Source organism: Achromobacter sp. 1012554356 (assembly GCF_059760815.1).
The window spans coordinates 1-26,748 of sequence record NZ_JCBANC010000026.1 but is presented as its reverse complement, the minus strand read 5'-3'; the positions used below and the strand labels follow the sequence as shown (position 1 = coordinate 26,748).

At 66.5% G+C, this 26,748-nt stretch carries 24 protein-coding genes; 11 read left to right on the top strand and 13 right to left on the bottom strand.

The window, feature by feature from the left end; translation table 11 throughout:
- Positions 1 to 6 precede the first annotated feature (6 nt).
- From AC6LJW_RS15125 to AC6LJW_RS15110, 4 genes are all read left to right on the top strand, one after another.
- Positions 7 to 1,530, top strand: coding sequence for an amidase (locus tag AC6LJW_RS15125; RefSeq protein WP_427986770.1), 1,524 nt, complete (start codon positions 7 to 9; stop codon positions 1,528 to 1,530).
- Between the two features lie 267 nt (positions 1,531 to 1,797).
- Positions 1,798 to 2,925: a TRAP transporter substrate-binding protein gene (locus AC6LJW_RS15120; protein ID WP_056561828.1), complete on the top strand. Its 1,128-nt coding sequence runs from the start codon at positions 1,798 to 1,800 to the stop codon at positions 2,923 to 2,925.
- A 123-nt stretch (positions 2,926 to 3,048) separates the two neighbouring features.
- A complete protein-coding gene (locus tag AC6LJW_RS15115) occupies positions 3,049 to 3,672 on the top strand; it encodes a TRAP transporter small permease subunit (RefSeq protein WP_498087681.1) in 624 nt (207 codons plus the stop codon).
- Positions 3,669 to 5,654 (top strand): TRAP transporter large permease, encoded by a 1,986-nt coding sequence (locus AC6LJW_RS15110; protein ID WP_056561825.1) that lies wholly within the window; start codon positions 3,669 to 3,671, stop codon positions 5,652 to 5,654. The genes AC6LJW_RS15115 and AC6LJW_RS15110 overlap by 4 nt, the downstream gene beginning before the upstream one ends.
- Positions 5,655 to 5,826: 172 nt before the next feature.
- Here AC6LJW_RS15110 and AC6LJW_RS15105 read toward each other — a convergent pair whose 3' ends face one another.
- From AC6LJW_RS15105 to AC6LJW_RS15090, 4 genes are all read right to left on the bottom strand, one after another.
- Positions 5,827 to 6,564, bottom strand: coding sequence for a site-2 protease family protein (locus AC6LJW_RS15105; RefSeq protein ID WP_498087680.1), 738 nt, complete (start codon positions 6,562 to 6,564; stop codon positions 5,827 to 5,829).
- Entirely contained in the window at positions 6,561 to 7,049 is a 489-nt protein-coding gene (locus AC6LJW_RS15100; protein WP_056561820.1) for a DUF6882 domain-containing protein, read from the bottom strand. Before AC6LJW_RS15100 ends, AC6LJW_RS15105 begins: the two co-directional genes overlap by 4 nt.
- Before the next feature lie 370 nt (positions 7,050 to 7,419).
- Complete coding sequence (locus tag AC6LJW_RS15095) at positions 7,420 to 8,229, bottom strand: nucleotidyltransferase domain-containing protein (protein WP_498087679.1); 810 nt, start codon at positions 8,227 to 8,229, stop codon at positions 7,420 to 7,422.
- A 41-nt stretch (positions 8,230 to 8,270) separates the two neighbouring features.
- Positions 8,271 to 9,020 carry an SDR family oxidoreductase gene (locus tag AC6LJW_RS15090; protein WP_056561814.1) on the bottom strand — a complete coding sequence of 250 codons (750 nt, stop codon included), beginning with the start codon at positions 9,018 to 9,020 and terminating at the stop codon, positions 8,271 to 8,273.
- 143 nt (positions 9,021 to 9,163) lie between these two features.
- Here AC6LJW_RS15090 and AC6LJW_RS15085 point away from each other — a divergent pair, with 143 nt between their 5' ends.
- Both AC6LJW_RS15085 and AC6LJW_RS15080 read left to right on the top strand, forming a co-directional pair.
- Positions 9,164 to 10,081, top strand: coding sequence for a LysR substrate-binding domain-containing protein (locus AC6LJW_RS15085; protein ID WP_056561812.1), 918 nt, complete (start codon positions 9,164 to 9,166; stop codon positions 10,079 to 10,081).
- Positions 10,082 to 10,124: 43 nt separating this feature from the next.
- On the top strand, positions 10,125 to 10,925 hold the full coding sequence (locus AC6LJW_RS15080) for a DUF169 domain-containing protein (RefSeq protein ID WP_498087678.1): 801 nt from the start codon (positions 10,125 to 10,127) through the stop codon (positions 10,923 to 10,925).
- Here the strand turns inward: AC6LJW_RS15080 and AC6LJW_RS15075 are convergent.
- Positions 10,916 to 11,827, bottom strand: coding sequence for a LysR family transcriptional regulator (locus AC6LJW_RS15075; RefSeq protein ID WP_056561807.1), 912 nt, complete (start codon positions 11,825 to 11,827; stop codon positions 10,916 to 10,918). The genes AC6LJW_RS15080 and AC6LJW_RS15075 overlap by 10 nt on opposite strands.
- A gap of 105 nt (positions 11,828 to 11,932) precedes the next feature.
- Between AC6LJW_RS15075 and AC6LJW_RS15070 the strand changes: the two genes are divergently transcribed.
- Complete coding sequence (locus tag AC6LJW_RS15070; RefSeq protein WP_056561804.1) at positions 11,933 to 13,135, top strand: MFS transporter; 1,203 nt, start codon at positions 11,933 to 11,935, stop codon at positions 13,133 to 13,135.
- Between the two features lie 44 nt (positions 13,136 to 13,179).
- Positions 13,180 to 13,848: an HAD family hydrolase gene (locus tag AC6LJW_RS15065; protein ID WP_498087677.1), complete on the top strand. Its 669-nt coding sequence runs from the start codon at positions 13,180 to 13,182 to the stop codon at positions 13,846 to 13,848.
- 13 nt (positions 13,849 to 13,861) lie between these two features.
- Here AC6LJW_RS15065 and AC6LJW_RS15060 read toward each other — a convergent pair whose 3' ends face one another.
- The 4 genes from AC6LJW_RS15060 to AC6LJW_RS15045 all read right to left on the bottom strand — a co-directional run bounded on the left by AC6LJW_RS15060 (position 13,862) and on the right by AC6LJW_RS15045 (position 18,363).
- Positions 13,862 to 15,019 (bottom strand): NAD(P)H-dependent flavin oxidoreductase, encoded by a 1,158-nt coding sequence (locus AC6LJW_RS15060; RefSeq protein WP_056561801.1) that lies wholly within the window; start codon positions 15,017 to 15,019, stop codon positions 13,862 to 13,864.
- A 123-nt stretch (positions 15,020 to 15,142) separates the two neighbouring features.
- Positions 15,143 to 16,528, bottom strand: a complete 1,386-nt coding sequence (locus tag AC6LJW_RS15055) for a tripartite tricarboxylate transporter permease (protein WP_056561799.1) — start codon at positions 16,526 to 16,528, stop codon at positions 15,143 to 15,145.
- Positions 16,525 to 17,004: a hypothetical protein gene (locus AC6LJW_RS15050; protein ID WP_056561796.1), complete on the bottom strand. Its 480-nt coding sequence runs from the start codon at positions 17,002 to 17,004 to the stop codon at positions 16,525 to 16,527. The genes AC6LJW_RS15055 and AC6LJW_RS15050 overlap by 4 nt, the downstream gene beginning before the upstream one ends.
- A gap of 69 nt (positions 17,005 to 17,073) precedes the next feature.
- Positions 17,074 to 18,363: a hydroxymethylglutaryl-CoA reductase, degradative gene (locus AC6LJW_RS15045; protein WP_498087714.1), complete on the bottom strand. Its 1,290-nt coding sequence runs from the start codon at positions 18,361 to 18,363 to the stop codon at positions 17,074 to 17,076.
- A 130-nt stretch (positions 18,364 to 18,493) separates the two neighbouring features.
- On the opposite strand from AC6LJW_RS15045, the gene AC6LJW_RS15040 reads away from it, so the two are divergent.
- Positions 18,494 to 19,912, top strand: a complete 1,419-nt coding sequence (locus AC6LJW_RS15040; RefSeq protein WP_498087676.1) for an aminotransferase-like domain-containing protein — start codon at positions 18,494 to 18,496, stop codon at positions 19,910 to 19,912.
- Here AC6LJW_RS15040 and AC6LJW_RS15035 read toward each other — a convergent pair.
- From AC6LJW_RS15035 to AC6LJW_RS15020, 4 genes are all read right to left on the bottom strand, one after another.
- Positions 19,903 to 20,619, bottom strand: coding sequence for an anaerobic ribonucleoside-triphosphate reductase activating protein (locus AC6LJW_RS15035; protein WP_498087675.1), 717 nt, complete (start codon positions 20,617 to 20,619; stop codon positions 19,903 to 19,905). The genes AC6LJW_RS15040 and AC6LJW_RS15035 overlap by 10 nt on opposite strands.
- Positions 20,585 to 20,767 carry an anaerobic ribonucleoside-triphosphate reductase gene (nrdD, locus tag AC6LJW_RS15030; RefSeq protein WP_056561790.1) on the bottom strand — a complete coding sequence of 61 codons (183 nt, stop codon included), beginning with the start codon at positions 20,765 to 20,767 and terminating at the stop codon, positions 20,585 to 20,587. Before nrdD ends, AC6LJW_RS15035 begins: the two co-directional genes overlap by 35 nt.
- Positions 20,768 to 20,861: 94 nt before the next feature.
- Positions 20,862 to 22,856, bottom strand: coding sequence for a ribonucleoside triphosphate reductase (locus AC6LJW_RS15025; RefSeq protein WP_498087674.1), 1,995 nt, complete (start codon positions 22,854 to 22,856; stop codon positions 20,862 to 20,864).
- Positions 22,857 to 23,032: 176 nt separating this feature from the next.
- Positions 23,033 to 23,383, bottom strand: coding sequence for a DUF3325 domain-containing protein (locus AC6LJW_RS15020; RefSeq protein WP_056561784.1), 351 nt, complete (start codon positions 23,381 to 23,383; stop codon positions 23,033 to 23,035).
- A 284-nt stretch (positions 23,384 to 23,667) separates the two neighbouring features.
- On the opposite strand from AC6LJW_RS15020, the gene AC6LJW_RS15015 reads away from it, so the two are divergent.
- Both AC6LJW_RS15015 and AC6LJW_RS15010 read left to right on the top strand, forming a co-directional pair.
- Positions 23,668 to 24,282 (top strand): hypothetical protein, encoded by a 615-nt coding sequence (locus AC6LJW_RS15015; RefSeq protein WP_056561782.1) that lies wholly within the window; start codon positions 23,668 to 23,670, stop codon positions 24,280 to 24,282.
- 12 nt (positions 24,283 to 24,294) lie between these two features.
- Positions 24,295 to 26,670: a catalase gene (locus tag AC6LJW_RS15010; protein ID WP_427987850.1), complete on the top strand. Its 2,376-nt coding sequence runs from the start codon at positions 24,295 to 24,297 to the stop codon at positions 26,668 to 26,670.
- The last annotated feature ends 78 nt before the right edge of the window (positions 26,671 to 26,748 follow it).

The window sequence follows — 26,748 nt, the reverse complement described above, 5'->3', positions numbered from 1 at the left end:
ACGACGATGGCATTGGACGACACCCTGGTATCCCTGACGGCGGTCGAGCTGCGGCGCATGATCGGCGCCCGCCAGCTTTCGCCGGTGGAACTGCTGGAGGCCTGCATCGCGCGGATCCAGGCCGTGAACCCGTATATCAACGCCGTCACCGCCACCGCCTACGAGCGGGCGCGCTCGGAGGCGCGCGCCGCCGAGCGCGCCGTGATGGCGGGCGAACCGCTGGGCCTGTTGCACGGTCTGCCGATGGGGGTGAAGGATCTGGAACCCACGGCTGGTGTGTTGACCACGTACGGTTCGCCCTTGTATCGCGGCCACGTGCCCGACGAGGACATCGAGCTGGTGGCGCGCCTGCGCCGCGCCGGCGCCATCGTCGCCGCCAAGACCAACGTGCCCGAAATGGGCGCGGGCGCCAACTCGCGCAACACGGTGTGGGGTGCGACCGGCAACCCGTTCAATCCGAACCTGAACGCCGGCGGCTCGTCGGGCGGTTCCGCCGCGGCGCTGGCTGCCGACATGCTGCCGGTATGCACGGGCTCGGACACGGGAGGCTCGCTGCGTATTCCCGCGTCCAAGTGCGGCGTGGTCGGATTCCGGCCGTCCCCGGGCATCGTGCCCAGCGTGCGCAAACCGCTGGGCTGGACGCCGATCTCGGTGGTCGGGCCCATGGGCCGCACGGTGGCGGACGCCTGCCTGCAGATGGCCGCTTCCGCGGGCATGCACGCCGGCGATCCGCTCAGCTATCCGCTGGACCCGCTGCAATTCCTGATTCCCGGCGTCGCGGACCTGGGTTCGCTGCGCGTGGCCTACACCGAAGACTTCGGCGCGTGCGACGTGGACGATGGCATTCGTGCCACCTTCCGCGAAAAGATCGCCGCGATGCGGCATCTGTTTGCCGCCTGCGATCCGATCGACCTGGATGTGGGCGAGGCCCATCGGTGCTTTGACGTGCTGCGCGCGGAAGCCTTCGTGGCGGGCATGCGCGACGCCTACGAGAAAGACCCGTCCAGCCTCGGTCCCAACACCCGCGCCAACTTCGAGATGGGCGCGGCGATGAGCCTGAAGGACTGCGCGTGGGCGCAGGCCGAGCAGACGCGTCTGATCAAGCGGTTCCAGCGCGCCTATGACGATTACGACCTCATCCTTTCGCCCACCACGCCGGTCTCGCCGTTTCCATGGACGCAGCTGTACGCGGACAAGATCAACGGCGTCGCGCAGGAGAACTACTACCGCTGGCTGGCACTGACGTACGTGGTCACGCTGACCACGCACCCGGCGCTGACGTTGCCGTGCGGACGCGATGCGCATGGCATGCCGTTCGGACTGCAGATCGTGGGGCGCTTTCGCGGCGACCGTGAAGTGCTGGCCGCGGCGCAGGCGATGGAACAGGCGTTTGCGGGCTCGGACGTGTTGCGGCGCCCAAGGCCGGATCTGGCGGCATTGCGTCCCGCCGAACCGGCGCTGACGTCGATCGTGACTTCGCCACCACAGTTGCAGGGCGGGGGAGAAGCAGGTTCCGTGTCGGCGGTATAGCGACCGTCTTTCACCGCATCGGGCCAGCACGCCGCGCCAAGCGGCGCGCTGGCCTTTTGCTATTTCAGGCTAGTCCGTTTTCTAGGGTAATTCCTGACTAAAAGCTGATTGTCAGCCGTTTGTCAGGCAGGTTTAATCACTCCAAAGTTGCGCATCAGACGCATCAATCGGCATCGGATGGCTCGCCGCAGCCAATCTGTGCCACACCCTTGCAGCCGTAGTAACAACACGCTGGTCCATGTAGTCCACCCCAGGAGACAACAAGCCATGCAACACGTTACAAAGCCCCGCCGCCGCAAATTCATCTCTGGCGCAGCCGCCGCGGGGGTCGCGGCGCTAGGATTTCCCGCCATCGCCAAGGCGCAGAACGCGCCCATCTCCTTCCGCTTTCAAAGCACCTGGCCCGCGACCGACATCTTTCACGAATTCGCTCGCGACTACGCCAACAAGGTCAACGAGATGGCCGGCGGCCAGTTGAAGATCGAAGTGCTGCCCGCGGGCGCCGTAGTCAAGGCGTTCGACCTGCTGGATGCGGTGTCGGCCGGGACGCTGGATGGCGGCCACGGCGTGGTGGCCTACTGGTACGGCAAGAACACGGCCGTGGCGCTGTGGGGCTCGGGTCCGTCCTTCGGGATGGACGCCAATATGCTGCTGGCCTGGCACGAATACGGCGGCGGCAAGGAGCTGCTGGTCGAGATCCAGAAGGCCATGGGTGTGAACGTACAGTCCCTGATGTACGGGCCGATGCCGACCCAGCCGTTTGGCTGGTTCAAGCGGCCCGTTACCAAGGTCGAGGACGTCAAGGGCGTAAAGTTCCGCACGGTGGGCCTGGCGATCGACATGTACACCGCAATGGGCGCGGCCGTGAACGCGCTGCCGGGCGGTGAAATCGTGCCGGCGCTGGACCGGGGGCTGCTGGACGGCGCGGAATTCAACAACGCGTCTTCCGATCTGGCGCTGGGATTCCAGGACGTCTCCAAGATCTGCATGCTGCAGAGCTTTCACCAGAGCGCGGAACAATTCGAGGTGATGTTCAACAAGGCAAAGTACGACGCCTTGCCGGACAACTTGAAGCACATCCTGAGCTACGCGGCCCAGGCGTCCAGCGCGGACATGTCCTGGAAGGCGGCGAACCGCTATTCGCAGGACTACATCAAGCTGCAGAAGGAGCACAACGTCAAGTTCTACAAGACGCCGGACGCGATCCTGCAACAGCAGCTCAAGATCTGGGACGACATGATCGCCAAGCGGTCCGCCGAGAATCCGCTCTTCAAGAAGGTGCTGGACTCGCAGCGCACGTTCGCCGAGCGCGTGGGCCGCTGGCACGGCGACACGACGGTCAATCATCGCATGGCCTACAACCACTACTTCTCGCGCAGCTCCAAGCAGGCCTGACGCCGACTTGCGCCGCACCCGCGCGCCCCTGCCGGCGCGCGGCGTTTCGCCATGCGTCCAGGGCCCGTGCGCGTTGCCGGCAGGTTTGCGGCGGCATGAACGGGTCCGACTCCAGGACCTTCGATGATCCGAATCATACGTTTCATAGATCGCATCTCCACCTTCGTGGGCAAGACCTTTGCCTGGTTGATCGTCGTGCTGACGCTGCATGTGTGCTGGGAAGTCGCGGCGCGCTACATCCTGAACCAGCCCAGCGCCTGGGCGTTCGACCTGCAGATGATGTACTACGGCATTCTGTTCATGATGGCCGGGGCGTATACGCTGGCCAAGAACGGGCACGTGCGCGGGGACATCCTGTACGGCTTTCTGCCGCCGCGCGTGCAGGGCGGACTGGACTTGCTGCTCTTCATCGTCTTTTTCTTTCCGGGCGTCATCGCGCTGGTGTGGGCCGGCTGGTACTACGCCGGTTATTCCATCGCCATCCGAGAGCATTCGTCGCTGATGGCCAACGGGCCCCCGATCTATCCATTCAAGGCCTTCATTCCTGCCGCGGGCGCGGTCCTCTTGCTGCAGGGCGTGGCCGAGGTCATGCGCTGCATTCTGTGCCTGAAGCACGGCACCTGGCCGTCGCGTGAAGAGGACGTCGAGGAAGTGGACGTCGACAAGCTCAAGGAGATGGTGCACGTGAAGGACGAAGACATCGCCAAGCTTGATCGCTACGTCAAATCCGGGGAGTCCCTGCGATGAAAATCCACAAGGCATTGTGGTTCGGCCTGTCGTGCATCGCGCTGGTGCTCCTGATGATCGCGTTCCTCACGCCGTGGGACAACCTCACCACCGGTCACATCGGGCTGCTGATGCTGGCCTTGATCGTGGTGGCGATCATGCTGGGCTTTCCCACGGCGTTCACGTTGATGGGCATGGGCGTGCTGTTCACGTTCCTGGCGTATTACATGCAGAGTTCGGACCCGGGGCGGTCCCTGGGCCAAACGCTGGATCTGATGGTGCAGCGCACGTACGCCACCATGACCAACGATTCGCTGATCTCGATTCCGCTTTTCGTGTTCATGGGCTATCTGGTCGAACGCGCCAACCTGATCGAAAAGCTCTTCCGGTCGATGCATCTGGCGTTGGCGCGGCTGCCAGGCGCGCTGGCGGTGGCCACACTGGCGACTTGCGCGATCTTCGCGACCGCGACGGGCATCGTCGGGGCGGTGGTCACATTGATGGGCCTGCTGGCGATGCCGGCCATGCTTAAGGCGGGCTACAGCGTGCGCCTGACGGCGGGTTCCATTACGGCGGGCGGGTGCCTGGGCATCCTGCTGCCGCCATCGGTGATGCTGATCGTGTATGGCGCCACCACGGGCGTGTCGGTGGTGCAGCTATATGCCGGCGCGCTGTTTCCCGGCATCATGCTGGCGATTCTGTACATGCTGTACGTCATCCTCGTGGCGAAGCTGCGTCCCGACATGGCGCCGCCGCTGCCCGAGAGCGAGCGTGGCGTGCCGCTGTCGCCCGGCACGGCGGCGCTTGCCGCGGGTCCCTACACACGCGCCGTATCGGGCATGCTGGCCGCCATGTTCAAGGGCCGGCGCAACAGCGCGGTGTCTTTTGGCTATCTGACGCGCAACATGGCGATGGCGTTGGCGCCGCTCCTGGTGACGGTGCTGATGCTGGCGGTGGTGCATCACGCGCTGACCAAGCCCGCCGTGCAATACGAGATTCCGGCCGAACTGCAATTGGGTTCTGGCGGTTTCGATTCCGGATCCGGATTGAGCGAACCACCCGTAGACGGTTTGGCCGAGCCGCCGTCAAACGATCTGCCCGAACCGCCGTCCAACGAACTCGCCGAACCGCCGGGGAGCGCGCCCGCCGCGTCGGGCTTGAGCGAACCGCCGGGCACGCCTGCTGCCCAGCCGCCGGCTGGCGCGGCCGCGCCTGCGCAGCAGGCCGCACCGGAGGCCGACGCCCGCAAGCCCACGCCCACCGGCTTCTGGATCTTCGCAGGCGTGTGCGCGGCGATACTGGCGGTCTTCTATGCAGCGCTGACGTGGGCGCGGCTGGAAATCTTCAAGATGCTGATGGCGTCGTTCTTCCCGCTAGCGGTGATGATTGCGGCCGTGCTGGGATCGATCGGCTTCGGCCTGGCCACGCCCAGCGAGGCCGCCGCCATGGGCGCGATGGGCGGCGCGCTGCTGGCGCTGGCGTATCGCAGGCTGAACTTGCCGGTGCTGCGCGAATCGGTGTTCCTGACGGCCAAGACCACCGCCATGGTGTGCTGGCTATTCGTGGGGTCGTCGATTTTTTCAGCGGCGTTCGCGCTGCTGGGCGGCCAGCGCATCATCGAGGAATGGGTGCTGTCGCTGGGCCTGACGCCGATCCAGTTCCTGCTGCTGGCGCAGATCATCATCTTCCTGCTCGGCTGGCCGCTGGAGTGGACCGAGATCATCGTGATCTTCATGCCGATCTTCGTGCCGCTGCTCAACACGTTCGGCATCGACCCGCTGTTCTTCGGCCTCTTGGTGGCGCTGAACCTGCAGACCGCGTTCCTTTCCCCACCGGTGGCCATGTCGGCCTTCTACCTGAAGGGCGTATCACCGCCGCACGTGACGCTGAACCAGATCTTCATGGGCATGATGCCGTTCATGGGAATCCAGGTGGTCGCGATCTTCCTGCTGTACATGTTCCCGGCGATCGGCATGTGGCTGCCGACGGTGCTGTACCGGTAAGGCGCGAAGGGGGCTGACACCCGTGGGATGTCGTCGCAAGTTGGAGAAGGTGTCTGACACCCATGAGATGTCGTCGCAAGTTGGAGAAGGTGTCTGACACCCATGAGATGCCGTCTCAAGTTGACGGCCATCTTGCCGGGGTGTCAGACACCTGCTTCATCTCGCCGGGGTGTCAGACTCCGTTGCTGAGATAAACCACCGCCGCGACGAGCCAGGACGCCGCGAGCGCAACATAAGCCAGCAGCAGGATCTGCGTGAGGGAAGCCGGCCAGTGCTTGCCCAAGCCGGCGCTTTTCCCCAGCGCGCCCAGCAGATAGCCGCCGTTCGCGCCCGGCAACGGCAGCAGGTTAAGCGCGGCCGTCGTGGCGGCGGTCAGGCCCAGCAACATGGGGAAGGGCAGACCGTGCGCGGCGGCATCGACACGGGCCAGCAGCGCCTGCGCCGTGTGCAGTGGCGACAGCGCGCCGCTGACGATGTTCGCAAATCCATCCGCCAGCGCATGCACGCCCGCCATGCCGCCCAGCAGCGCGCACGCCAGCGCGATCAGCGCGAAGCAGCCGGACGCGCCGATGAACAGTTGCGCCCAGAGCGGCTGCGCTTCCAGGTGTCGCGGGTCAACGTCCGCTTCGTCCGCCGGCATCGTGGCGGCCGTCGGCGTTGCGACGTCTGCCGGCATCGTGCCATCCGCCAGCATCGTAGCGCCCGCCGTCTGGAAGCGGACCGCGCCGCCGACAGGCAGCAGCCGAATACTGACCCTGCCCAGCCGCAACAGGCGCGGCCCCAGCCCGAACGACAGCTCGTCCAGAGCCACGCCCAACGCGCGTCCCGCGAAAGCCATCACCGTCACATGCACCAGTGCGCACAGAGCAACGGCCAGCAACAGGCCGATGGCCCCGAATGCCACCGTCATTCGCTTTCTGCCTTCGACAGCGACACTTTCCCGAACGTCATCCACACATGCGCCGTTTCAGACGCCTGCGCGCGATACGTGCCGGAGGCTTCACCCAGACGCATTGCGACGGCCGTGAACGCCCAGGCCTGGGCATCGTCGCAATCGACCTTGCGCGTGGTGTAGGCCTGCAGCCCATGCGCGCGCCCGAAGGCCAGCGCCAGTTGCGCGTGCTCGGCGAGCTCCGGGGGCACGGACGGATGATCCCAGCCCCACAGGAAACTGCCGTCTTCGCTGTTGGACGTGCCGATGATCTGCACCGGCGCGGTGGCGACGATGCCACCCGGAAGCTGGAACACGATCAGGCCGCTATCCATGTCCACCGACCATTGCTCGGCCTCGTCCAGATGCCAGGTCGCGCAATGCGCCGCCGTGGCGGCCTGCATGCCTTCCAAGCTTTGGGCGATATAAGTCTGGACGTCGAAGGGCGTGGTGGTGTCGGACATGCGGGATCGTTCCATCAAAGAGAAGGGGCCGACGATGATACGTCAATCGCGTCCGCGCACGGCAAGGATGGCAGGCGCGCCAACGCGAAGGACACCAGTGATTGGAGGATCAACGGCCCAATCATGCGAAACGGTGTCAGACACCGATGAAGCGCCGTCTCAAACTTGAAAAGGTGTCTGACACCCCTGAGACGCCGTCTCAAGCTGGTGGTCAATTCCACGGGTGTCAGACACCTTCGCCAAATTGACGACCTTCCCGTCCGGGTGTCAGACACCTTCGCCAATTTGACGACCTTCCCGTCCGGGTGTCAGACACCTTCGCCAAATTGACGATCTTCCCGTCCGGGTGTCAGCCCCCCGTCGCAGCACCTCAATACGTCAGCGGCGCACCCGTGACGACCTCATACAAAAACCGGTCCAGCGTCTCGGTCTGGCCGTCGGGCCGATCGAAAAAGGGCGCATTTTCCAGTTCGGCCAGGGTCGATTCCAGATACGCGTGGATCAGCGGGAAGCGCGGGCCGTGCTCGCCCTCGCCGGCCGCCATCTTGATGGCCAGCAGTTCGTTGACTTCGGCGCGCAGGGCGGCGTCGGTGATGATGACGTCGGCCAGATCGGCGAAGCGCATCGGGGGCACGCCACGGCCGCTGTCGATCCATTGGGCGGCCAGCACGGGGCGCAGCACGTACAGGTACTTCTTCAAGCGCACTGTCTCGCCCTGCAGGAATTCACGGAAGTTGCGGCCCGCCATCGACACGTAATGCCAGCGGCCCTTGGTGTTGGAAAAGTACGCGCTGCGGAAATGCCGCAGCCACGCGCTGACCGTGTCGTCCTGGCGATAGATGATGGGCGAATCCAGCCACTCGAAAAGCGTGGGGTTCGAGCCGCGCAAGAGTTGCAGGGACTTGCGCAGCTCCCAGCCCGAGACGTCCAGTTCGTCGTCGATGGGCAGCTCGATCACATCGCGTTGCGGCGCCACGCGCAGATACCAGTCCAGCTTGTGCACGTAAAGAAAGCGCACGTCGTAGTCGCTGTCGGGCGAGGCAAAGCCCCAGCCACGGCTGCCGGATTCGCAGGCGAGCAGTACGCGCACGTCGTGGCGCCGCTCGATGTCTTGCAGCGTCGCCATGACGCGTTCGCGGACGGCGGGGTCGATGGGGTGGGCATGCAGGATGGAAGTCATGTGCGCATCCTAGCACTGCCCGGCATCGGCCGGATCCCGCCTCAAAGCTGGCTCATGCCGCCGTCGGCAATGATCTCCGTGCCCACGATGAAGGCCGATTCGCGCGCGGCCAGGTGCAGGACGGTCGCGGCGATCTCTTGCGGCGTGCCGAAGCGGCCCAGCGGAATTTGCGCCTGGATGCTGGCGGCGGTCTTTTCCAGCGTGTCGGCGTCCAGACCAAGCTTGCCGTAGATCGGCGTGGCGACGGGCCCGGGGCTGACGACATTGACCCGGATGCCGCGCGGCAGCCATTCGGCCGACAGCGTTTTTGCCAGCGAAATCAGCGCCGCCTTGCTGGCCGCGTAGATCGACGATGCCGGCATGCCGATATGGGCGTTGATGGACCCGTTGAGCACGATGGACGCGCCCGCGTTGAGCAAGGAGTCCAGCGCTTGCAGCTGAAAAAACACGCCCTTGACGTTGGTGTCGAACGTCTGGTCCCACAGGTCTTCGGTGGCGTCGGCCAGCGTGGCGAACTTGGCGATGCCCGCATTGACGAAAACGGCGTCCAGGCGCACGCCCGCCGATGTCAGGGCGTCGGCCAGCGCGGCGGCCGCACCAGGTGCGCCGGCGGTGTTCTGGATGGCCAGCGCGTTGCCGCCCAGGCTGGCGCGGGTCTTTTCCAGCGCCGCGGTGTCGCGTCCGGTGACGATGACGCGGGCGCCTTCGGCGGCGAAAGCTTGGGCGGCGGCGAGGCCGATGCCGCTGGTGCCACCGGTGACCAGGACGGTCTTTTGTTCAAAACGGTTCATGACAGATTCCTTTGGTGTGGAGGTGAGGTGTAGCCATGTTGCGCCTTGCGGGGTCGTTTGTCGTACGATCTGACGCACGAACACGTTCGACAAGATCGAACATGTTTGGTCTGGAATGTTTAACCCGATCGGTGGACTCCGCCATGCTGACTCCCAATGAACTGGCGCTGCTGGAAGCCATCCGCGACAGCGGCAGCCTGTCCCGGGCGGCTGCCCGGCTGGGCAAGGCCCCGTCTTCCGTGTCCCACGCCGCGCGGCAGTTGGAGGAACGCTTCGATGCCCTGTTGTTCGACCGCCGCGGCTACCGGCTGCAGCTCACGCCCGCCGGCCAACTGCTGGCGGACGAAGCCGCGCGGCTGGCGCAGGATGTCAGCCGGCTGACGCAGCGCGTGCGGCAGGTGGCCAGCGGCTGGGAAGACCGTCTGCATATCGTCAGCGACGAGATCCTGGAATTCGAACTGATGGCGCCGCTGATTCAGGCCTTCGACGAGCTGGATTCGGGCGTCAGACTGCGCTTCACGCACGAGGTGCTGGGCGGAACGTGGGAAGCGCTGCGCGAGGGGCGGGCAGACCTGATCGTGGGCGCGACCAACGAGCCGCAGACCATGCCCAACCTGCAATGGGCGGCGTTGGGCGAGATGGAATGGCTCTTTGCCGTGTCTCCCGGGCATCCGCTGGCCAAGGCCAAGGCGCCGCTGCGCCAGGACCAGATTCAGCAGCATCGCGCCGTTGTCGTTGCCGACACGGCGCGCGGCTCGTCGGCACGCGGTTACGGCAAGGTTGGCGGGCAGGCCACGCTGGCCGTGCCCAGCATGCGCGCCAAGATCCTGGCGCAACGCGAAGGCCTGGGCGTGGGCTGGGTGCCGCGGCATCGCGCGGCGTCGCTGCTGGCGCGGGGTGAATTGGTGGAAATCGCCACCGAGACGCCGCGCGAGCCCAACCTGCTGTACCTCGCGTGGCGCGGCAATCACGACGGACGGGCGTTGCGCTGGTGGCTGGACCAATTGCGCCAGCCGCGCATGGCCGCGGCGCTGATGCGAGGCATCGACGGGTTCGCCTGACGCGTTGTAGTCTTGTCCGCCTACAACAGTCCAAAGGACGAACATGGTAGAGACAAGGCAGGAAACCCCGCTCGACTGGGCATCGCTGGTTGACGATCTGAACCGGCTGCTTAGGCTAAAGACCACCGTCATCGGCATGAAGCTCTACGAGCGCGAAGCCGACATGGCGGGCGTGAAGGGCCTGCGCCGGCCCAAGGCCACGCACACCACGGACCAGATCGTGGGCATGGCGGCGCGGCTTGGCTGGACGGTCGGTATTACGGGCGATGATCTGGTCGGTGCGCAATGCCGCGCCGTCATCGGCCTGGGGCCGCAGGACGAAGAATGGAAACGCGGCAAGGAATATGTGGGCGTCTGGCACGCCACCGAAGCCGATGCCCGGGCCCGCCAGGAGGCGCTGAGCTGTGTTCCGGCGGGCAGGTTCCGCGCCATGGTCGTGTCGCCGCTGGCGAACGGGCGCCTGGACCCGCCGGACATCTGCCTGGTGTATGCGACCCCCGGCCAGATGATCATCCTGATCAACGGCCTGCAATGGAAAAACTACCGGCGCTTTGACTGGAGCGTCGTGGGCGAAACGGCCTGCGCGGATTCCTGGGGCAGGGCGCTTGCCACCGGCGAGCCAAGCCTGTCCTTGCCCTGTTTCGCCGAACGCCGCTATGGCGGCGTGCCCGACGATGAAATGCTCATGGCGCTGCCACCGCGTTATCTGCCGATTGCCATCGAGGGCATGAAGGCGCTGGCGGCCAATGGCCTGCGCTATCCCATCGCGCCCTATGGCATCCAGAACGACGTGCGCGCGGGCATGGGTGTGAGCTACGCGCAACCGCCCAAGGCTCAGGGGTGAACGCCGCCGTGCAGCGCCGCGGCCAGCGTGCGCGCGGCCGGCCCCAGCGGCCGGTCGATGCGGTGCGCCAGATAGGTTTCGGTGGTGATCTGGCTGTCGCGGCCCAGGCTGGTGGCGGGCACGCGCAGCAGGCGGCCCTCGGCCAGGTCGCGCTCCACCTGCCAGAGCGGCAGCCGGCCCCAGCCCAAGCCGGCCAGGATCAGCGCGTGCTTGGTGTCCTGGCCGCTGACGCGGCAGGTCTGCGGCGACAGTACGGCAAAGTCGCGGCCTTCCGACAGCGGCGAGGGATCGGATTGCACGATCTGCAGGTGATCCGCCAGGTCCGCCGCATTAAGCGCCCGGCCAGCGCGCGCGGTCTGCGCCAGGGGATGCGAAACGCCGACGACGGCCACCATCTGAATGGCGCCAAGCGCCTGCACCACGATGCGCGGATGCCGGAAATGCTCGCCCGCAAGAATGCCCAGCGTGTGCGTGCCGGCCAGCAACGCTTCGACCGGCCCGCCCAGCGGCAGCACCGACACGCGCATCGCCACCGAGGGATACGCCGCGCGCATGTGGTTCAGCGCCGCGCCGGCGCGTTCGATCGGAAAGAGCGTATCCACCACCAGCGAGAGTTCCAGCTCCACGCCTTCGCCCAGACCCTGCGCACGGGCGCGCATCGCATCGACCCGCAGCAGGATGTCGCGAGCGTTGGCAAGCAGGGCCTGGCCCTGCGGCGTCATGACGGGACGATGGCCGGTGCGGTCGAAAAGCGGCACGCCCAGTTGCGCCTCCATGTTGGCGATGGCGTGGCTGACTGCGGACTGCACGCGCGACAGCCGGCGGGCGGCGGCGCGGAAGCTGCCGGTATCCGCAACGGCGGCGAATACGCGCAGTTGGTCGAGGGTGAGCGCATCGATCATGGGCGATTGATCTATTAGTTCGATCAAGAACGTCAAAAGGTTATCACTTCGCAGGATCGGTTTTGCGCGGCATGATGCCGGAATCCAGGCGAGAGCGAGGGCGGGATGGACAAGGTTGAAGGGGCGCAAGGCGCCGTCGGGCACCAGCATTGGGGCGCGGTGCTGGCCATCGTGGGCGCGGGCGTCGTGGCGGCGCTGCAAGTGGGCAAGGTCATCATCGCCGCGCCGTTGCTGCGCAAGGACATGGGGCTGGACCTCGCGTCCATCGGCACGCTGACGGCGGTGTTTTCGGTGCTGGGCATGGTGGGCGGCATCGCGGCGGGCGGGGTGATCGCGCGCTTTGGCGCCCGGCTCATGCTGATCCTGGGGCTGGCGGCGACGGCGGCGGGCACGGCGGTGGGCGCGTTGGCCCCGGGATATGGCGTGCTGCTCGGCTCGCGCGTCATCGAAGGGTTGGGCTTCCTGATGATCACCGTGGCCGGTCCCGCCGCGCTGCAACGCCTCGTGTCGGGCGGCAGGCGCGATTTCGCCTTTGCGCTTTGGAGCTGCTATATGCCGGCCGGGATGGCAATCGCGATGCTCGCCTCGCAGGCGTTCGACGACTGGCACGCCTATTGGTGGTGCGCGGGCATTGCCGCGGGCGTGGCGCTTGCCGGCATCGTGGTGCTGGCGCCGCCCACGCCTCGCGGAGCTGCCCTGTCGTGGCATGGACTGCGCCAGGACACGGTTGACACCATGGGCGCCGCCGGACCGATGCTGCTGGCGCTGTCGTTCACCCTCTACAGCGTGATGTTCTTCGCGCTATTCACATTCCTGCCGGTGCTGCTCATGGAACAACTGGGGCTGACGCTGGCGGCGGCCGGCCTGTACAGCGCCATCGCCAGCGCCGCCAACGTGGTGGGCAATCTGGGCGCGGGCGTGCTGCTTGCGCGCGGGTGGCAGCGGTCCACCTTGATCGCCTGCGCCAGCGCGGTGATGGCGGTCGTGTCGCTGCTGATCTTCGGCTCGGCGCTGCCCGCCATGACCACCTTTCTGCTGTGCGTGCTGTTCTCGGCCGTGGGCGGGTTGATCCCGGCGACGCTGCTTGGCACCGCGCCGCTGGTGGCCCCGCGTCCGGCCCTGACCGCGGCGTCGGTGGGGCTGGTCATGCAGGGCAGCAATCTGGGGCAAGTCATCGGGCCGGTGGCGGTGGGTGGCGCCATCGACCGCTTTGGCTGGACCTCAGCGTCGTTCATCGTGGCGGCGGCGGGCCTGGCGGGCGTGGCCGTCGCCTGGCGGCTGCGGCGGGTCGGGGCAGCGGTGCAGTAACGCGGCTGGCCTATCATGGAGCGGACAAACACGTTGGAGGTTACATGCACACGTCCGTCCCGCGCCTGGTCATCTTTGATTGCGATGGCGTTCTGATCGACAGCGAAATCATCGCCGCGCGCGCTCAATCCAGCGCCCTGGCCGAACACGGCATCGCCATCACGCCCGAAGAGGCCGCACTGCGGTTTGCCGGCATCCCGGATGCGGACATGTGGCGCACGTTGCAGGCGGAGCACGCCTGCTCGTTGCCCGAGGGCTTCGCGCGCCAATATGCCGACCGGCTGGAACGCACGTTCCGCACCGAACTGCGCCCCTTGCCGCACGTGCACGAGACGCTTGAGGTATTGAAGGAACGTGGGTTGGACCTGTGCGTCGCGTCCAGCAGCATGCCGGCCAAGCTGGAGGCCGCGCTCAAGATGGTGGGTTTGTGGGAGACGTTCGCGCCCCATGTGTTCAGCACGGCGCAGGTGGCCAAGGGCAAGCCCGCGCCGGACGTTTTTCTGTACGCGGCGCGGCAGATGCGGGCCGCGGTGCTGGATTGCGTCGTAGTGGAGGACAGCGTGCCAGGTGTGCGCGCTGCCCGAGCGGCGCGCATGCGGGCGGTGGGGTTTGTGGGCGCCTCGCACAACGGACCGCAGCAGCGGCAGCGGTTGCTGGATGAGGGCGCCTTTGAAGTGATCGATGATCTGCGGCGCCTGCCGGAGATCATCTGAGGGAACGTCCGGCTTATGCCGCTGCGGGCATTTCGCCGTGCAGCAGGTAATCCATCAGTTCGCGCACGGAACGCATGGCATTGCCAAACGGCAGTTTGGAGGCGCCGCGGAAGAACAGACCGCGGCTGACTTCGCCGCGCATGGCGGCCGCCAGCTTCAAATCGATGCAGAACTGGCCGAACTTGGCGATGCCGTCGCGCAGGCCGCATTGCGTCAGGCAGTCCATGCGCTGGCTGCAGCGGCGCGGATCGGCGCGGGTGTTGGCTTGCAGCGTGCCTTCCTGGCGCAGGTACCGCGTCAGCCACGGCGTGGCGACTGCACGTGCGGGCAGACCGGCCACGCTGGTGAATTCCGCCAGTTCGGCGGGGTCGGCGTCGATCAGGACGCGCTTGAAGTTTTCGTGGGCGTCGCCTTCGTGGGTGACGGCGAACGCGGTGCCGACCTGCACGCCATCGGCGCCGTTGGTGAGCCAGTGGCGGACCTGTTCGTGGCTGCCGACGCCGCCGGCGACAATCAGGCGAGGCGCATCGCGGCCCAGTTGCAGTTCAGTGAAAAGGGCGTGGCAATCGGCCAGCACCTTTTTGAAGTCGAAGCGTTCGCTGTGCAGGTCGTCAATCCGCGCCGCGCCCAGGTGGCCGCCCGCGTAACCCGGGTGTTCGATGACGACGGCGTCGGCCAGTCGTCCTTTTTTCATCCATTTTTTCAGCACGGCGGCGACGCCGCGGGCTTCGGAAAGAATGGGCACGAGCGCCACTTTGGGAAAGTCCGCCGTCATTTCGGGCAGGTCGAGCGGCAGGCCAGCACCCATGACGATGGCTTCGGCGCCGCTTTCGCAGGCTTGGCGCACCAGCGCGGGATGGTCGCGCACGGCTTTCATGACGTTGACCGCCACCAGGCCGCGGCCCTGCGCGGTGTCGAGCGCGGCGCGGACTTCGCGATGCAGGGCTTCGCGGTTGGCGGTGTCGATCGTGTCGCGGTCATTGCATTTTTCAGTTCTTTCCACGAGATCGGCGTGGTGATGGCGCAAATCGACGCTGGCAATGGTGCCCACGGCGTTCTGGCTGGCAACCGCGCCGGCCAGGCGATGGGCGGATACGCCAACGCCCATGCCGCCCTGCACGATGGGCAGCAACTCGCGTCCGGCGAGGGTGAGTGATTTGAACCACGTCATGATATGAGTCTTTCCTCTGGTCAAGAGAGCAGAGGCTAGAGCAAGGTGGGGAGCGCCGCCTTGCGAAGAATCAAGTGGCGCGGCAATGGGCGGGGGCTATTCCCCCCGCCCATCCGTCACGCTTTATGTAGCCAGCTTGATGATCGCCGGCACGGACAGCACGGCGGTGTAGTAGCCCATGAACTGCACGCCGGTATTGAAGCCGAACAGGCGCGACAGCAGGCCGCCGATGAGGCCCATGGTCAGGATGACGAGCAGGCCCAGGAATTGGCCTTCCCAGACGCTGATCACGATGATCAGGCCGACAAACGTGGCAATGATGGCTTCGTGGCTGACGCGGCGCGACACGAAGAGCGCCGCGCGGCGCGCGAAGTTCATGGCGAAGGGATAGGACACCACCGCCGCCAGCAGCACCGCCAGCATGCCGTAGCCCAGAAATTCCCAGTGGTTCAGCAGGTTGTGCAGGTTGTGCGTCTGGCCCGTCGCCGCATCCACCGTGAAGCGCGGCGGCGCGTTAAAGAGCGGCGCCGCCGGTCCCGCCGCCACGGGGCTCAGGGGCAGGCCGAAGGCGATCAGCGGAATCAGCGCCTCGGCAATGTAGGTGGCCTCGGTCACGCCGTTGCGCGCGCTGAGCACCGTAGTCAGCCGGTGATAGGCATGCTTGACGCGCGAGCCCACCAGTTCTCCCAGCACGACAGTCATGGCAACCGGGCTGAACACGAAGGTGGCGCTGGACACGGCCGCCGTGGCAAGCGTCCAGCGCGTCTGCACGCGGTCCATGACTTTCAGCGGGTTCGGAAAGTACCCCGACCAGCCCTTGACATCAGGCGCCAGCGAGAACGTGCGGACCTTGTCGCGCATCATCTTGCCGCGGCCTTGGGGCGACAGCACGGTGAACAGGTCGGCGATCAGCGGGCCGATCGCGATGCCCAGAAAGTAGCTGATGCTGAGCTTCACGCCGTATTTGGCCGTCAGGCTTTGCAGCGCAATGATGACCATGACGAACGGCACCAGCAGCGCCACGGCTGCCCAGCGTCCCGCCGAAAAATACGCGATCAGCAATGCGGCCGCCAGGAAGATCCAGGGTGCGGATTTGGTGATGGCGGCGCCGAACGGGGCGAGCAGCACGGCGAACAACACCGCCAGCGGCACCGCGACAAACGCGGCGACGATGGCGCCGGACACCATCTTGCGCAGCGCGATGTGCGGCACGCCCAGCTTGCGCAGCATGTTCGCGTCCTGCAGCAGCGGCGTGGCCAGCGTGTCGCCCGGGATGCCCAGCAGCGCGGTCGGCACGGCGTGCGTCATGTGCTTGGCGACGGCGCCTGCGAGAAAGAACGTGAAGACACCGGCGGGCGGCACGCCCAGCAGCACCACCAGCAGGGTCAGCGGCGCGAGCGTCGTGGTTTCGTCGGTGCCGGACACGAGACCGATGGCGGCAAACACGACTGCGCCCAACAGGCCCATGCCGGCGGCCACCATGATTTGTTCAAGCAGTTCGGGGCTCATGCCAGCGCCTCCTTGGCGGCGCCGCGCCGGGGTTCGGCGGCAACGGCAGACGCGGGGGCCGCCGGCTGCGCGAACAGGTCGTACAGGTCCAGTTCCTTCAGCTCGCGCACCACAGCGTCGGGCAGGTCCGCCAGCGTGCCCAGGCCGCCGGGCTGTTCGGCCAGCTCGGCCAGCACTTCGGCGCGCCAGGCGGGGTCATGCGTGGCGCTGTGCTCGACGACCTCGCGTTTGGGTGGGAATAGGCGGGCGCAGATCACGCCTGCCAGCACGCAACCGGCCAGCCCGGCCAGCATGGCGTAGGCGTGCGCAAGTTCCGGCGAGGCCACCACGCCGCGCAGCCAGCGGCTGGCGGCAAAGAAGCCGGCCACGCTGACCGTGATGCCGATGCCGATGGCCCAGGCCAGATGCCTGAGATCCACGGTGTCGCTCCAGACTTCAGCCAGGTGCGCGGACGGCGCCTGAGGGCTTTGTTTCATGTCTCTCTCCTGTGTTTATCGGACGGCGCGCGGGTGGACCGGCGCAGCCTCGTGTATTCGCCGTGCGGGTTATCGGGACGCGCGCAGTTCCTCCAGCAAGGCCAGCGCGCGGTCGGTGCGGACGTCCTTCTCCGCGGCCATGCGCTTGGCGACCTCGTCGATCTCCGCGCCCGTGGCGCCGGCCACCAGCGCGATGTTGCGGGCGTGCAGCGCCATGTGGCCGCGCTGGATGCCTTCGGTGGCCAGCGCTCGCAGCGCGCCCAGATTCTGCGCCAGGCCGACGGCCACGGCGACTTCACCCAGTTCCTGTGCCGAACGCACGTCCATGATCTTCAAGGCCAGCCGCGCCAGCGGATGGGTCTTGGTGGCGCCGCCGACCAGGCCCACGGGCATGGGCATCTCGATGCTGCCGACCAGCGCGCCCGACGTGTCCTTTTCCCAGTGAGTCAGCGACGTGTAGCGGCCCGAGCGGGCGGCGTAGGCGTGCGCGCCGGCCTCGACCGCGCGCCAATCATTGCCGGTGGCCACGATGACCGGATCGATGCCGTTCATGATGCCCTTGTTGTGCGTCGCGGCGCGGTACGGGTCGATGGCGGCAAACGTGTACGCGTCCAGCACGCCTTCGATGATCTCGGCGCCGCTGCGCTCCTTGGTGTCCAGCGTCTGCGGCGTCAGGCGCACGCGGGCGCGGGCCAGCCGCAGGTCGGCCAGATTGGACAGGATGCGCAGGCGGACCGAGCCGCCGACGATTTCCTCGACCAGCGGGGCCACGGCTTCGGCCATGGTGTTGACGGTGTTGGCGCCCATGGCATCGCGCACGTCGACGATCAGGTGCATCACGATCATCGGGCCGCGCGGCGTGTCCGGGAACACGTGGACCTCGATGTCCTGGCAGCCGCCGCCCAGTTCGATCAGCACCTTGTCGCGGCTGTTGGCCTGCGTCAGGATGCGGTCACGCTCGCGCAGCAGGGCAAGGCGCGCGCCATGCGGGTCGGTCAAGCCCAGGACCTGAACCTGCGCGCGCATGAGGGGGCGGGTGCTGGACGTCTCGAAGCCGCCGCCTTCGCGCGCCAGCTTGGCCATGAACGAGGCGGCGGCCACCACGGACGGTTCTTCCACTGCCATCGGCACGAGCACGTCGCGGCCGTTGACCTGGAAGTTGCCCGCCACGCCCAGGGGCAGCTCGAACGTCCCCAGGACGTTTTCGATCATGCCGTCGGCGCGGGCAAGACTCAGCGCGCCGGGCTCGGCCAGCAACTGGCGTTCTTCGGCGGTGAGCGAGGCAGCGTCGGCAATGGCGGCCAGGCGTTGGGCGGGGGTGAGGGCCCGGAAGTTGGGCAGGCGTGAATCGGCCACGATGGCGTGTCTCCGTATAAGAATCGAGTGGCCTGATTCTAGGTAAACTGTACCGCTATTCAGAGGTACAGTTTGGGCAAACAGTACCATTGCACTGCACCAATTTTGGCAACGACAAGACGGGGATCCCAACGTGGAAGACGCCAATCCGCCGGGCAGGCCGCAGCGCGCGGCGCCCATTGCCGAGAGCCTGGCCAGTCTGATCGGCCAGCAGATCGCCGACGGCGTCTACCGTGCGGGCGACAAGCTGCCGTCTCTGCGCGAGCTGGCGCAACTGCACCGCTATGCGAAGAACACGGTGGTGGTGGCGTTTGAAATGCTGGTGGCGCGCGGACTGGTCGAGCCACGGCGCGGCTCGGGTTTCTATGTACTGGACGTCGATCACACGCGCCCGGCCGCGGACGAAGAACCGGGGCAGTTGAGCCGGGCGATGGATATCGTGTGGTTGATGCGAGAGCAACTCAAGACCCAACCGGATGCGGTCGCCGTGGGCGACGGCTTTCCGCCGGTGGAGTGGCTGGCGGACATGCGCATGGACCGCTATCACCAGAAGGTGGTGCGCACGGGACTGGGCGCGTTGTTCCGATACGGCAGCCGCTTTGGCTATGCGCCGCTGCGCGAAAGCCTGGTCCGCAAGCTGGGCGACGTGGGCATCAGCGCCGTGCCATCGCAGTTGGTGCTGACGCATGGCGCCAACGAGGCGATGGACCTGGTGATCCGCTACTTCCTGCCACCGGGGTCGACAGTGCTGGTGGACAACCCGGGGTATTACCCGCTCTTTGGCAAGCTGAAGCTGGCCGGGGTGCGGATGCTGGGCGTGCCGCGCCTGCCTGACGGGCCGGACGTCGTTGCGCTGGAATCGTTGCTGCAGCGCGAAAAGCCGCGGCTCTTCTTTACGCAGTCGATCGCGCACAATCCCACCGGCTCGGACATGTCGCCGGCCAAGGCCTACAAGATCCTGCAACTGTCAGAGCGCTACAACCTGATGGTGGTCGAGAACGATCCGCTGGCGGACTTCAAGCCCACGTCGGCGGTCAGGCTGTCGGCACTGGATCAGCTTGAGCGCACCATCTATATCGGAAGCTTCTCGAAGTCTTTCTCGGCGGCGTTGCGCGTGGGCTTCATCGCGTGCAACGCCGCGCTGGCGAGCGACCTGGCCGACTTAAAGGCCCTGGTGCATGTCAGCAGCTCTGAATATTGCGAGCGCATGGTGGACGTGATGCTGCGGGAAGGCCACTACGAGCGGCATCTGGTGCGCTTGCGCCAGCGGCTGGAGGCCGCCACCGGACAGGCGTTGCAGGTGCTGGATTCGTTGGGCGCGCAGGTGTTCACGCGTCCGACCAGTTCGCTGTACCTGTGGTCCGCGTTTCCTGGCGTGGCTGATTCGCTGACGCTGGCCGCGGCGCTGATGCCCGAGAAGGTCATCATGGCGCCGGGTCGCGTGTTCAGCGTGGATCCCACGGCGGTGTCGCCGTGGTCCCGCTGCAATGTGGGGGCCGTGGTGTCGCCGCGGTTCCACGCCACCCTGGCTGCGCATCTGGATCAGCGATAGGCGAATTCCTGAAAGGCCTGGCGCAGCTCGGCCTGCGCCTGGTTGCTGAGGGCCCGCGCGACCGGCGCGCCGGGGGCGGCGCGCGCGGCCTGCACCGCGAAGCGGCGCACGCCGCGGCGGGCCAGTTCCCGCGCCAGTGCCATCAGGCGTGCTTCGTCCAGCCAGTCGGGATGCCAGGTGATGCGGCATTCGAAGTCCAGGCCGGCGGACAGCAACTGCGTCAGGCACGCGAGCGCAGGACGCTGGGAATCGCGCCGGCCCGTGATGTCGTCGTAACCCTTGGCGTCCGCCTTGATGTCCATGCCCACCCAGTCCAGATGGCGCAGCACGTCTGCGAGCCGTAGCGGGTAGATGCCCGCGGTGTGCAGGCCCACGCGGTACCCCATACGCCTGACGTCGCGGATCATGGCGGGCAGGCGCGGCTCGCTCAGCGGTTCGCCGCCGGAAAATACGACGGCATCCAGCAGGCCCTTGCGGGTTTCGAGGAAGCCACGGACTTCGCGCCAGTCATAGCGGGCGGCGCGCGTTTGCAGTTCGGTGTTGTGGCAATAGTGGCAGCGCCACGGGCAGCCCGAAATGAAGACCACCGCCGCCAACTGGCCGGGCCAGTCGACGGTGGAAAAGGGCACCAGCGCGCCGCCCGCCTGCGAGTTGCCTTGGGCCGAACCGCCTTCAGGCACTGCGTTCGACGAAGAAGCGGCGCTCATTGAATTCGCCCTGTTTGCCGGTGTTGAAGGAAGAAACCGGGCGGTGGTAGCCCATCACCCGGGTCCAGACTTCGCAGCGCACGCGCTGGCTGTCGTCCAGTTGGACGGCGGGAGCGGACGTGGCGACGGGGGCGGTCAAGGTTTGCATAGGTTTTCCTCGGAAAGTGATGCCGGACGCTCGCCCGGCGGGTGAAGGACGGTGCGCGCCGGAAGGTCGCGCGCCGCCCCGGGTTCCGGCAACGCTACGCCGGGGTGCAGCATGCCGATTGCTTGGCCAGCAGTTCCGCGTCGCACTTGGGGCAGAACTCGTGGTGCCCGGCCAGGTAGCCGTGATTCGGGCAGATGGAGAACGTGGGCGTGACCGTGATGTAAGGCAGGCGGAAGTTGCTGAGCGCGCGGCGCACGAGCTGCTTGCAGGCCTCGGCCGTGGAGACGGCTTCGTTCATGTACAGGTGCAGCACCGTGCCGCCCGTGTACTTGCTTTGCAGCGTTTCCTGCAGTTGCAACGCGTGGAAGGGATCATCCGTGTAGCCCACCGGCAACTGGCTGGAGTTCGTGTAGTAGGGCTGGGCGTCCGTGCCCGCTTGCAGGATGCCGGGATAGCGCTTGCGGTCTTCGCGGGCGAACCGGTACGTGGTGCCTTCGGCCGGCGTGGCCTCCAGGTTGTAGAGGTGGCCGGTTTCTTCCTGGAATTCGGTCATGCGCTGGCGCACGCGGTCCAGCAGCCGGACGGCAAAGGCATGGCCGGCGGGCGTGGTCACGTCGTCGGCGTCGTCCGTGAAGTTGCGGATCATCTCGTTGATGCCGTTCACGCCCAGCGTGCTGAAGTGATTGCGCAGCGTGCCCAGGTATCGGCGGGTGTAGGGGTAAAGGCCCTGGTCTATGTAGCGTTGCACCACCTTGCGCTTGGTTTCCAGCACGTCGCGGCCCAGCGCCAGCAGGTGGTCCAGGCGCGCCATCAGCCGCTCCTCGTCGCCGCGGCAGGTATGGCCCAGACGGGCGCAGTTCACGGTCACCACGCCGACCGATCCGGTCTGCTCGGCAGAACCGAATAGGCCGTTGCCGCGCTTCAGGAGTTCGCGCAGGTCGAGCTGCAGGCGGCAGCACATGGAGCGCACCATGTGCGGCTCCAGGTCCGAGTTCAGGAAGTTCTGGAAGTACGGCAACCCGTAGCGTGCCGTCATTTCAAAGAGGCGCTCGGTGTTGGGATGGTCCCAGTCGAAATCGGGCGTGATGTTGTAGGTGGGAATGGGGAAGGTGAATACGCGGCCCTTCGCGTCGCCGGCCATCATGACCTCGATGTACGCGCGATTGATCATGTCCATCTCGGCTTGCAGGTCGCCGTAGGAAAACGGCATTTCCTCGCCGCCCACGTACGGGATCTGGTCCCTCAGGTCGGCCGGGCAGGTCCAGTCGAACGTGAGGTTGGTGAAGGGCGTCTGTGTGCCCCAGCGGCTGGGCACGTTCAGGTTGAAGATGAGTTCCTGGATGGATTGCTTGACGTCCGCGTAGGTCATTGCGTCGCGGCGGATGAAGGGCGCCATGTAGGTGTCGAATGAACTGAACGCCTGCGCGCCGGCCCATTCGTTCTGCAGCGTGCCCAGGAAGTTGACGATCTGGCCGATGGCGGCCGACATGTGCTTTGGAGGCGTGGATTCGACCTTGCCGGGGATGCCGTTGAAGCCTTCGGTCAGCAACTGGCGTAGCGACCAGCCGGCGCAGTAGCCGCTGAGCATGTCCAGATCGTGGATGTGGATGTCGCCTTCGCGGTGGGCCTGGCCAGCTTCTGGCGTGAAAACGTTGGACAGCCAGTAATTGGCGGTGACCTTGCCGGCGACGTTCAGGATGAGGCCGCCCAGGCTGTAGCCCTGGTTGGCGTTGGCGTTGACGCGCCAATCGCGCTGTTCCAGGTACTCTTCCATGGCGCTTTCGACGTCGACCAGCGTGTGGCGCAGCGAACGCAGGCGGGCGTGCTGCTCGCGATGAACGATGTAGGCGCGCGCCGTGCGCCAGTGGCCTGCCTGGACCAGGGCATCTTCGACGCGGTTCTGGATGGTTTCGACGCCGGGGCACACGTTGCCCTCCAGCTTTGCGATGACCGTGCCGGTCAGCGCGCGAGCGCCTTGCAGGTCCAACTCCCCGGTGCTTTGACCCGCCGCCGCCATGGCTTGCGCGATCTTCTCGCTATCGAATGGAACGACGCGGCCGTCGCGCTTGAGGATGTGTTGGATGTCCATGTTGGCACCATATGTAGTGGAGTGCGAAGACTCTATCACCACATATGGTGCTGAAACCGCGCCGGTCTTGCCGGATATGGATACCGGTTGACCCGCATCAAATGGCCGAAAACCGGCGTGAAATTGCGCAATGCGGCGATCGGTCGCACCTGGCGCCCGCGGCCGGCCCGGCTGGATCAGAAGCCGATGCCCACGCCCAATAGGGAAATCGCCACCGCCACCGCCGCCGTGCCCACGGCGGGGCGCGGGGCCCAGGACAGCATGCCGAACCACAGCAGCGCACCGGCGGACAGCCAGCCCAGCCAGACCGCCATGCCCAGCACGTCGCCCCACAGGCCGACGCAGGGAAGGATCGCCAGGCCCATCAGCAGGACACCGGCGCCGCGCAGGACGCGCGTGTGGCCGGCGTGCGGGTCGCGAGTCCAGACCTGGTGATAGTGGCGAGGGGTGGCGAGGGCCAGGCAGGCCATGCCGGCATAGGTCAGCAGCAGGGCCATCGCGATGGCGCAGAGGTCGTTCATCGTCATACGGCTGCGCTTCTTGCGCGGGTCGCTGTGCCTGCCGGGGGGCGCGACGCCCTTGCGCTGTTGTGGGTAATGCCCCCGATTCTACGGGAATAGGCAAGGCGTCCGGCGCGCGGGGCTTTGTATTTTCTGCACGGCGCCTCCGCCGCCCGCCCGGAGAGTGCGGCAGGCGCCAGCCCCAGAACGGCAGCCTGGGCATCAGGAACGCGATTTGCTGTGAACGCCCGTCCATCGGAAACGATTGCAGCCGTGCGCATCGTTGATGACCTACGACAAGGAGCCCAACCATGAAACGCAAAACCGGAAACGCCCGCCAGATCAAGGAGCTGCTTTACCAGGCGCTGGAAACCGAGATCGGCGGCCTTGCCATTTACGAGACCGCGGTCAGCTGCGCCATCAACGAAGATCTGAAGAAGGAATGGCTGGGCTATCTGGAAGAAACCCGCACCCATCGCCGCGTGCTGCTGACGGTGTTCGAACAGCTGAAGCTCGATCCGCAGGCCAAGTCTCCGGGTCGTGAGGTGGTGCGGCACCTGGGCGAATCGCTGGTGCGCGCAATGAAGATGGCCATCAATGCCGGCGACCCGGACGCGGCCCAGCTGGTGGCGACCGAATGCGTGGTGCTGGCCGAGACCAAAGACCACGCGAACTGGTCGTTGATCGGGCTGGTTGCCGAGCAGCAGTCGGGCGAAGAAGCCAGGATTCTGAAGCAGGCCTACGACGCCGTGGCAACAGACGAAGACCATCACCTGTATCACACGCAGGGCTGGTCGCGGGAGCTGTGGATCGAATCGCTGGGCTTCCCGGCCGTGCTGCCGCCGCCCGAAGAGGTAAAGAAAGTGGAAACCGCCATCGGTGCGTCCCGCGCCGAGCAGGCGCGCGACACGATGCTGACCCATTAAGGAGAAAGAACCATGGCAAGCAAGAAGCCAGCAAAGGCCGGCTCGGGCGGTGCGCTCGACACCGCGTACATGAATACGGACAGCGGTCCGGCCAACGGACCGGCCGGCAAGCCCACGCATCCCGCGCTGCAACGCGCGGCCGCGGTCGGCGCCACGACGGGCGCCTTCCCCCATAACGCCAACAAGGAAGCGGAGTATGGCGAGCAGGCAGCACGCTGTCCCTTCGCGGGCGCGCACGTGGGCACGGTGGATCCCGCCGTCGGCGCGAGCTCGCTGTCCGAGAAGGAAGTGTCGGACAAGACGGGCGACGCCGCCACGCCGGGCGTGAACCAGGTCGACGGCACGCTGCCGCGCGTGCGCGCGGATGGCGGCGGCCAGGAACTCACCACCAACCAGGGCGTGCGCGTCAGCGACAACCAGCATTCGCTGAAGGCAGGGCTGCGCGGGCCGGCGCTGCTGAAGGATTTCATCCTTCGCGAGAAGATCACGCACTTCGACCACGAGCGCATCCCCGAGCGTATCGTGCACGCGCGCGGCTCGGCGGCCCACGGCTATTTCGAGTGCTACAAGCCCCTGACCGACCTGACCGCCGCATCGTTGTTCGCCGAGGCCGGCAAACGCACCCCGGTCTTCGTGCGGTTTTCGACGGTGGCCGGTGAGCGCGGGTCCAAGGACACGGCGCGCGACGTGCGCGGCTTTGCCGTGAAGTTCTATACAGACGAGGGCAACTGGGACCTGGTGGGCAACAACATGCCGGTGTTCTTCATCCAGGACGCGATGAAGTTCCCCGACCTGGTCCACGCCGTCAAGCCCGAACCGCACCATGGCATGCCGCAGGCGGCGTCCGCGCACGACACCTTCTGGGACTTCGTGTCGCTCATGCCCGAGTCCACGCACATGCTGATGTGGGCGATGTCGGACCGGGGCATTCCGCGCAGTTACCGCATGATGCAGGGCTTTGGCGTGCATACGTTCCGCTTCGTCAACGCGCAGGGCGAATCGCGGCTAGTGAAATTCCACTGGAATCCGATCCTGGGCACGCATTCGCAGGTGTGGAACGAGGCGGTCAAGGTCTCGGGCGCGGATCCGGACTATCACCGCCGCGACCTGTGGGAAGCGATCGACGCGGGTCATGGTCCCGAATGGGAACTGGGCGTGCAGGTCTTCACCGACGATCAGGCGGACGGCTTCAGCTTCGACGTGCTGGACGCCACGAAAATCGTGCCCGAGGAATTGGTGCCGGTCGTGCCCATCGGCCGCATGGTGCTGGACCGCAACCCCGACAACTTCTTTGCCGAGACCGAGCAGGTGGCGTTCTGCGCCGCGCACGTGGTGCCCGGCGTGGACTTCACCAATGACCCTTTGCTGGCGGGCCGCATCCATTCCTACGTCGACACGCAGATCTCTCGCCTGGGCGGCCCGAACTTCCACGAGATTCCCATCAACTCGCCGCTGGCGCCGGTGCACAACAACCAGCGCGACGGCATGCATCGGCAGACCATCCATCGCGGCCGGGTGGCCTATGAGCCCAATTCCCTGGCCGGCGGCTGTCCGTTCCAGGCGGGCATGGACGGCTTCGTGTCGTTCCCGGAGCCGGTGACGAGCGACGAGCTGCGCGGGCATCCCGAGAAGTTTGCCGAGCACTACAACCAGGCCACGCTGTTCTACGACAGCCAGACCGCCTGGGAGCGCAAGCACATCGTCGACGCCTTCGCCTTCGAGCTCAGCAAGGTGACCGTGCCGCAGATCCGCCAGCGCATGGTGGCGTCCCTGCGCAACGTGTCGGACGAGCTGGCGCAAGGGGTCGCCGATCAGCTTGGCATGGCGCTGCCGGACCCGCTGCCGCGCGCCACGAAGAATCCGCCCAAGCCCGAGGTGCAGGTATCGCCGTCGCTGTCGCTGACGGCGCGGCCGGGCGATGGCAGCGTGGTCACGCGCAAGGTCGCGATCCTGGCGGCCGAAGGGGTGGACGGCAAGGCCCTGTCCGCCGTGGCTGACGCGCTGATTCAGGCGGGCGCGGTCGTACGGCTTGTGGGTCAGCGCATCGGTCCCGTCCAGACCGCCCAGGGCGGCGCGTTCGATGCGGATGCGTCGCTGGACAATCATCCGTCCGGCGTCTTCGACGGGGTGGTGGTGGCAGGCGGCGCGGACGCCGCGGCAAGTCTGGCGGCCGACGGGCGGGCGCTGGAGTTCCTGCGCGATGCCTACCGGCACGGCAAGACGCTGATGGGCATCGGTGATGGCGTGCAGGTGTACGCCGCAGCGGGCATCGATCCGGATCCGAACGACGGCGGCCTGCTGCTGGGCGGAGAAGATCCAAAGGCGTTCATCGCCGCACTGGGTAAACACCGCCATCCGGAGCGGGAGACCACGCCACCGAAGGTATGAGAGACGCGCCCGCACGGGTAAGAACGGATCATTGACACGTGCGGGGCGGCTGCGAATACTGAGCCGGCAGGTCGGGGG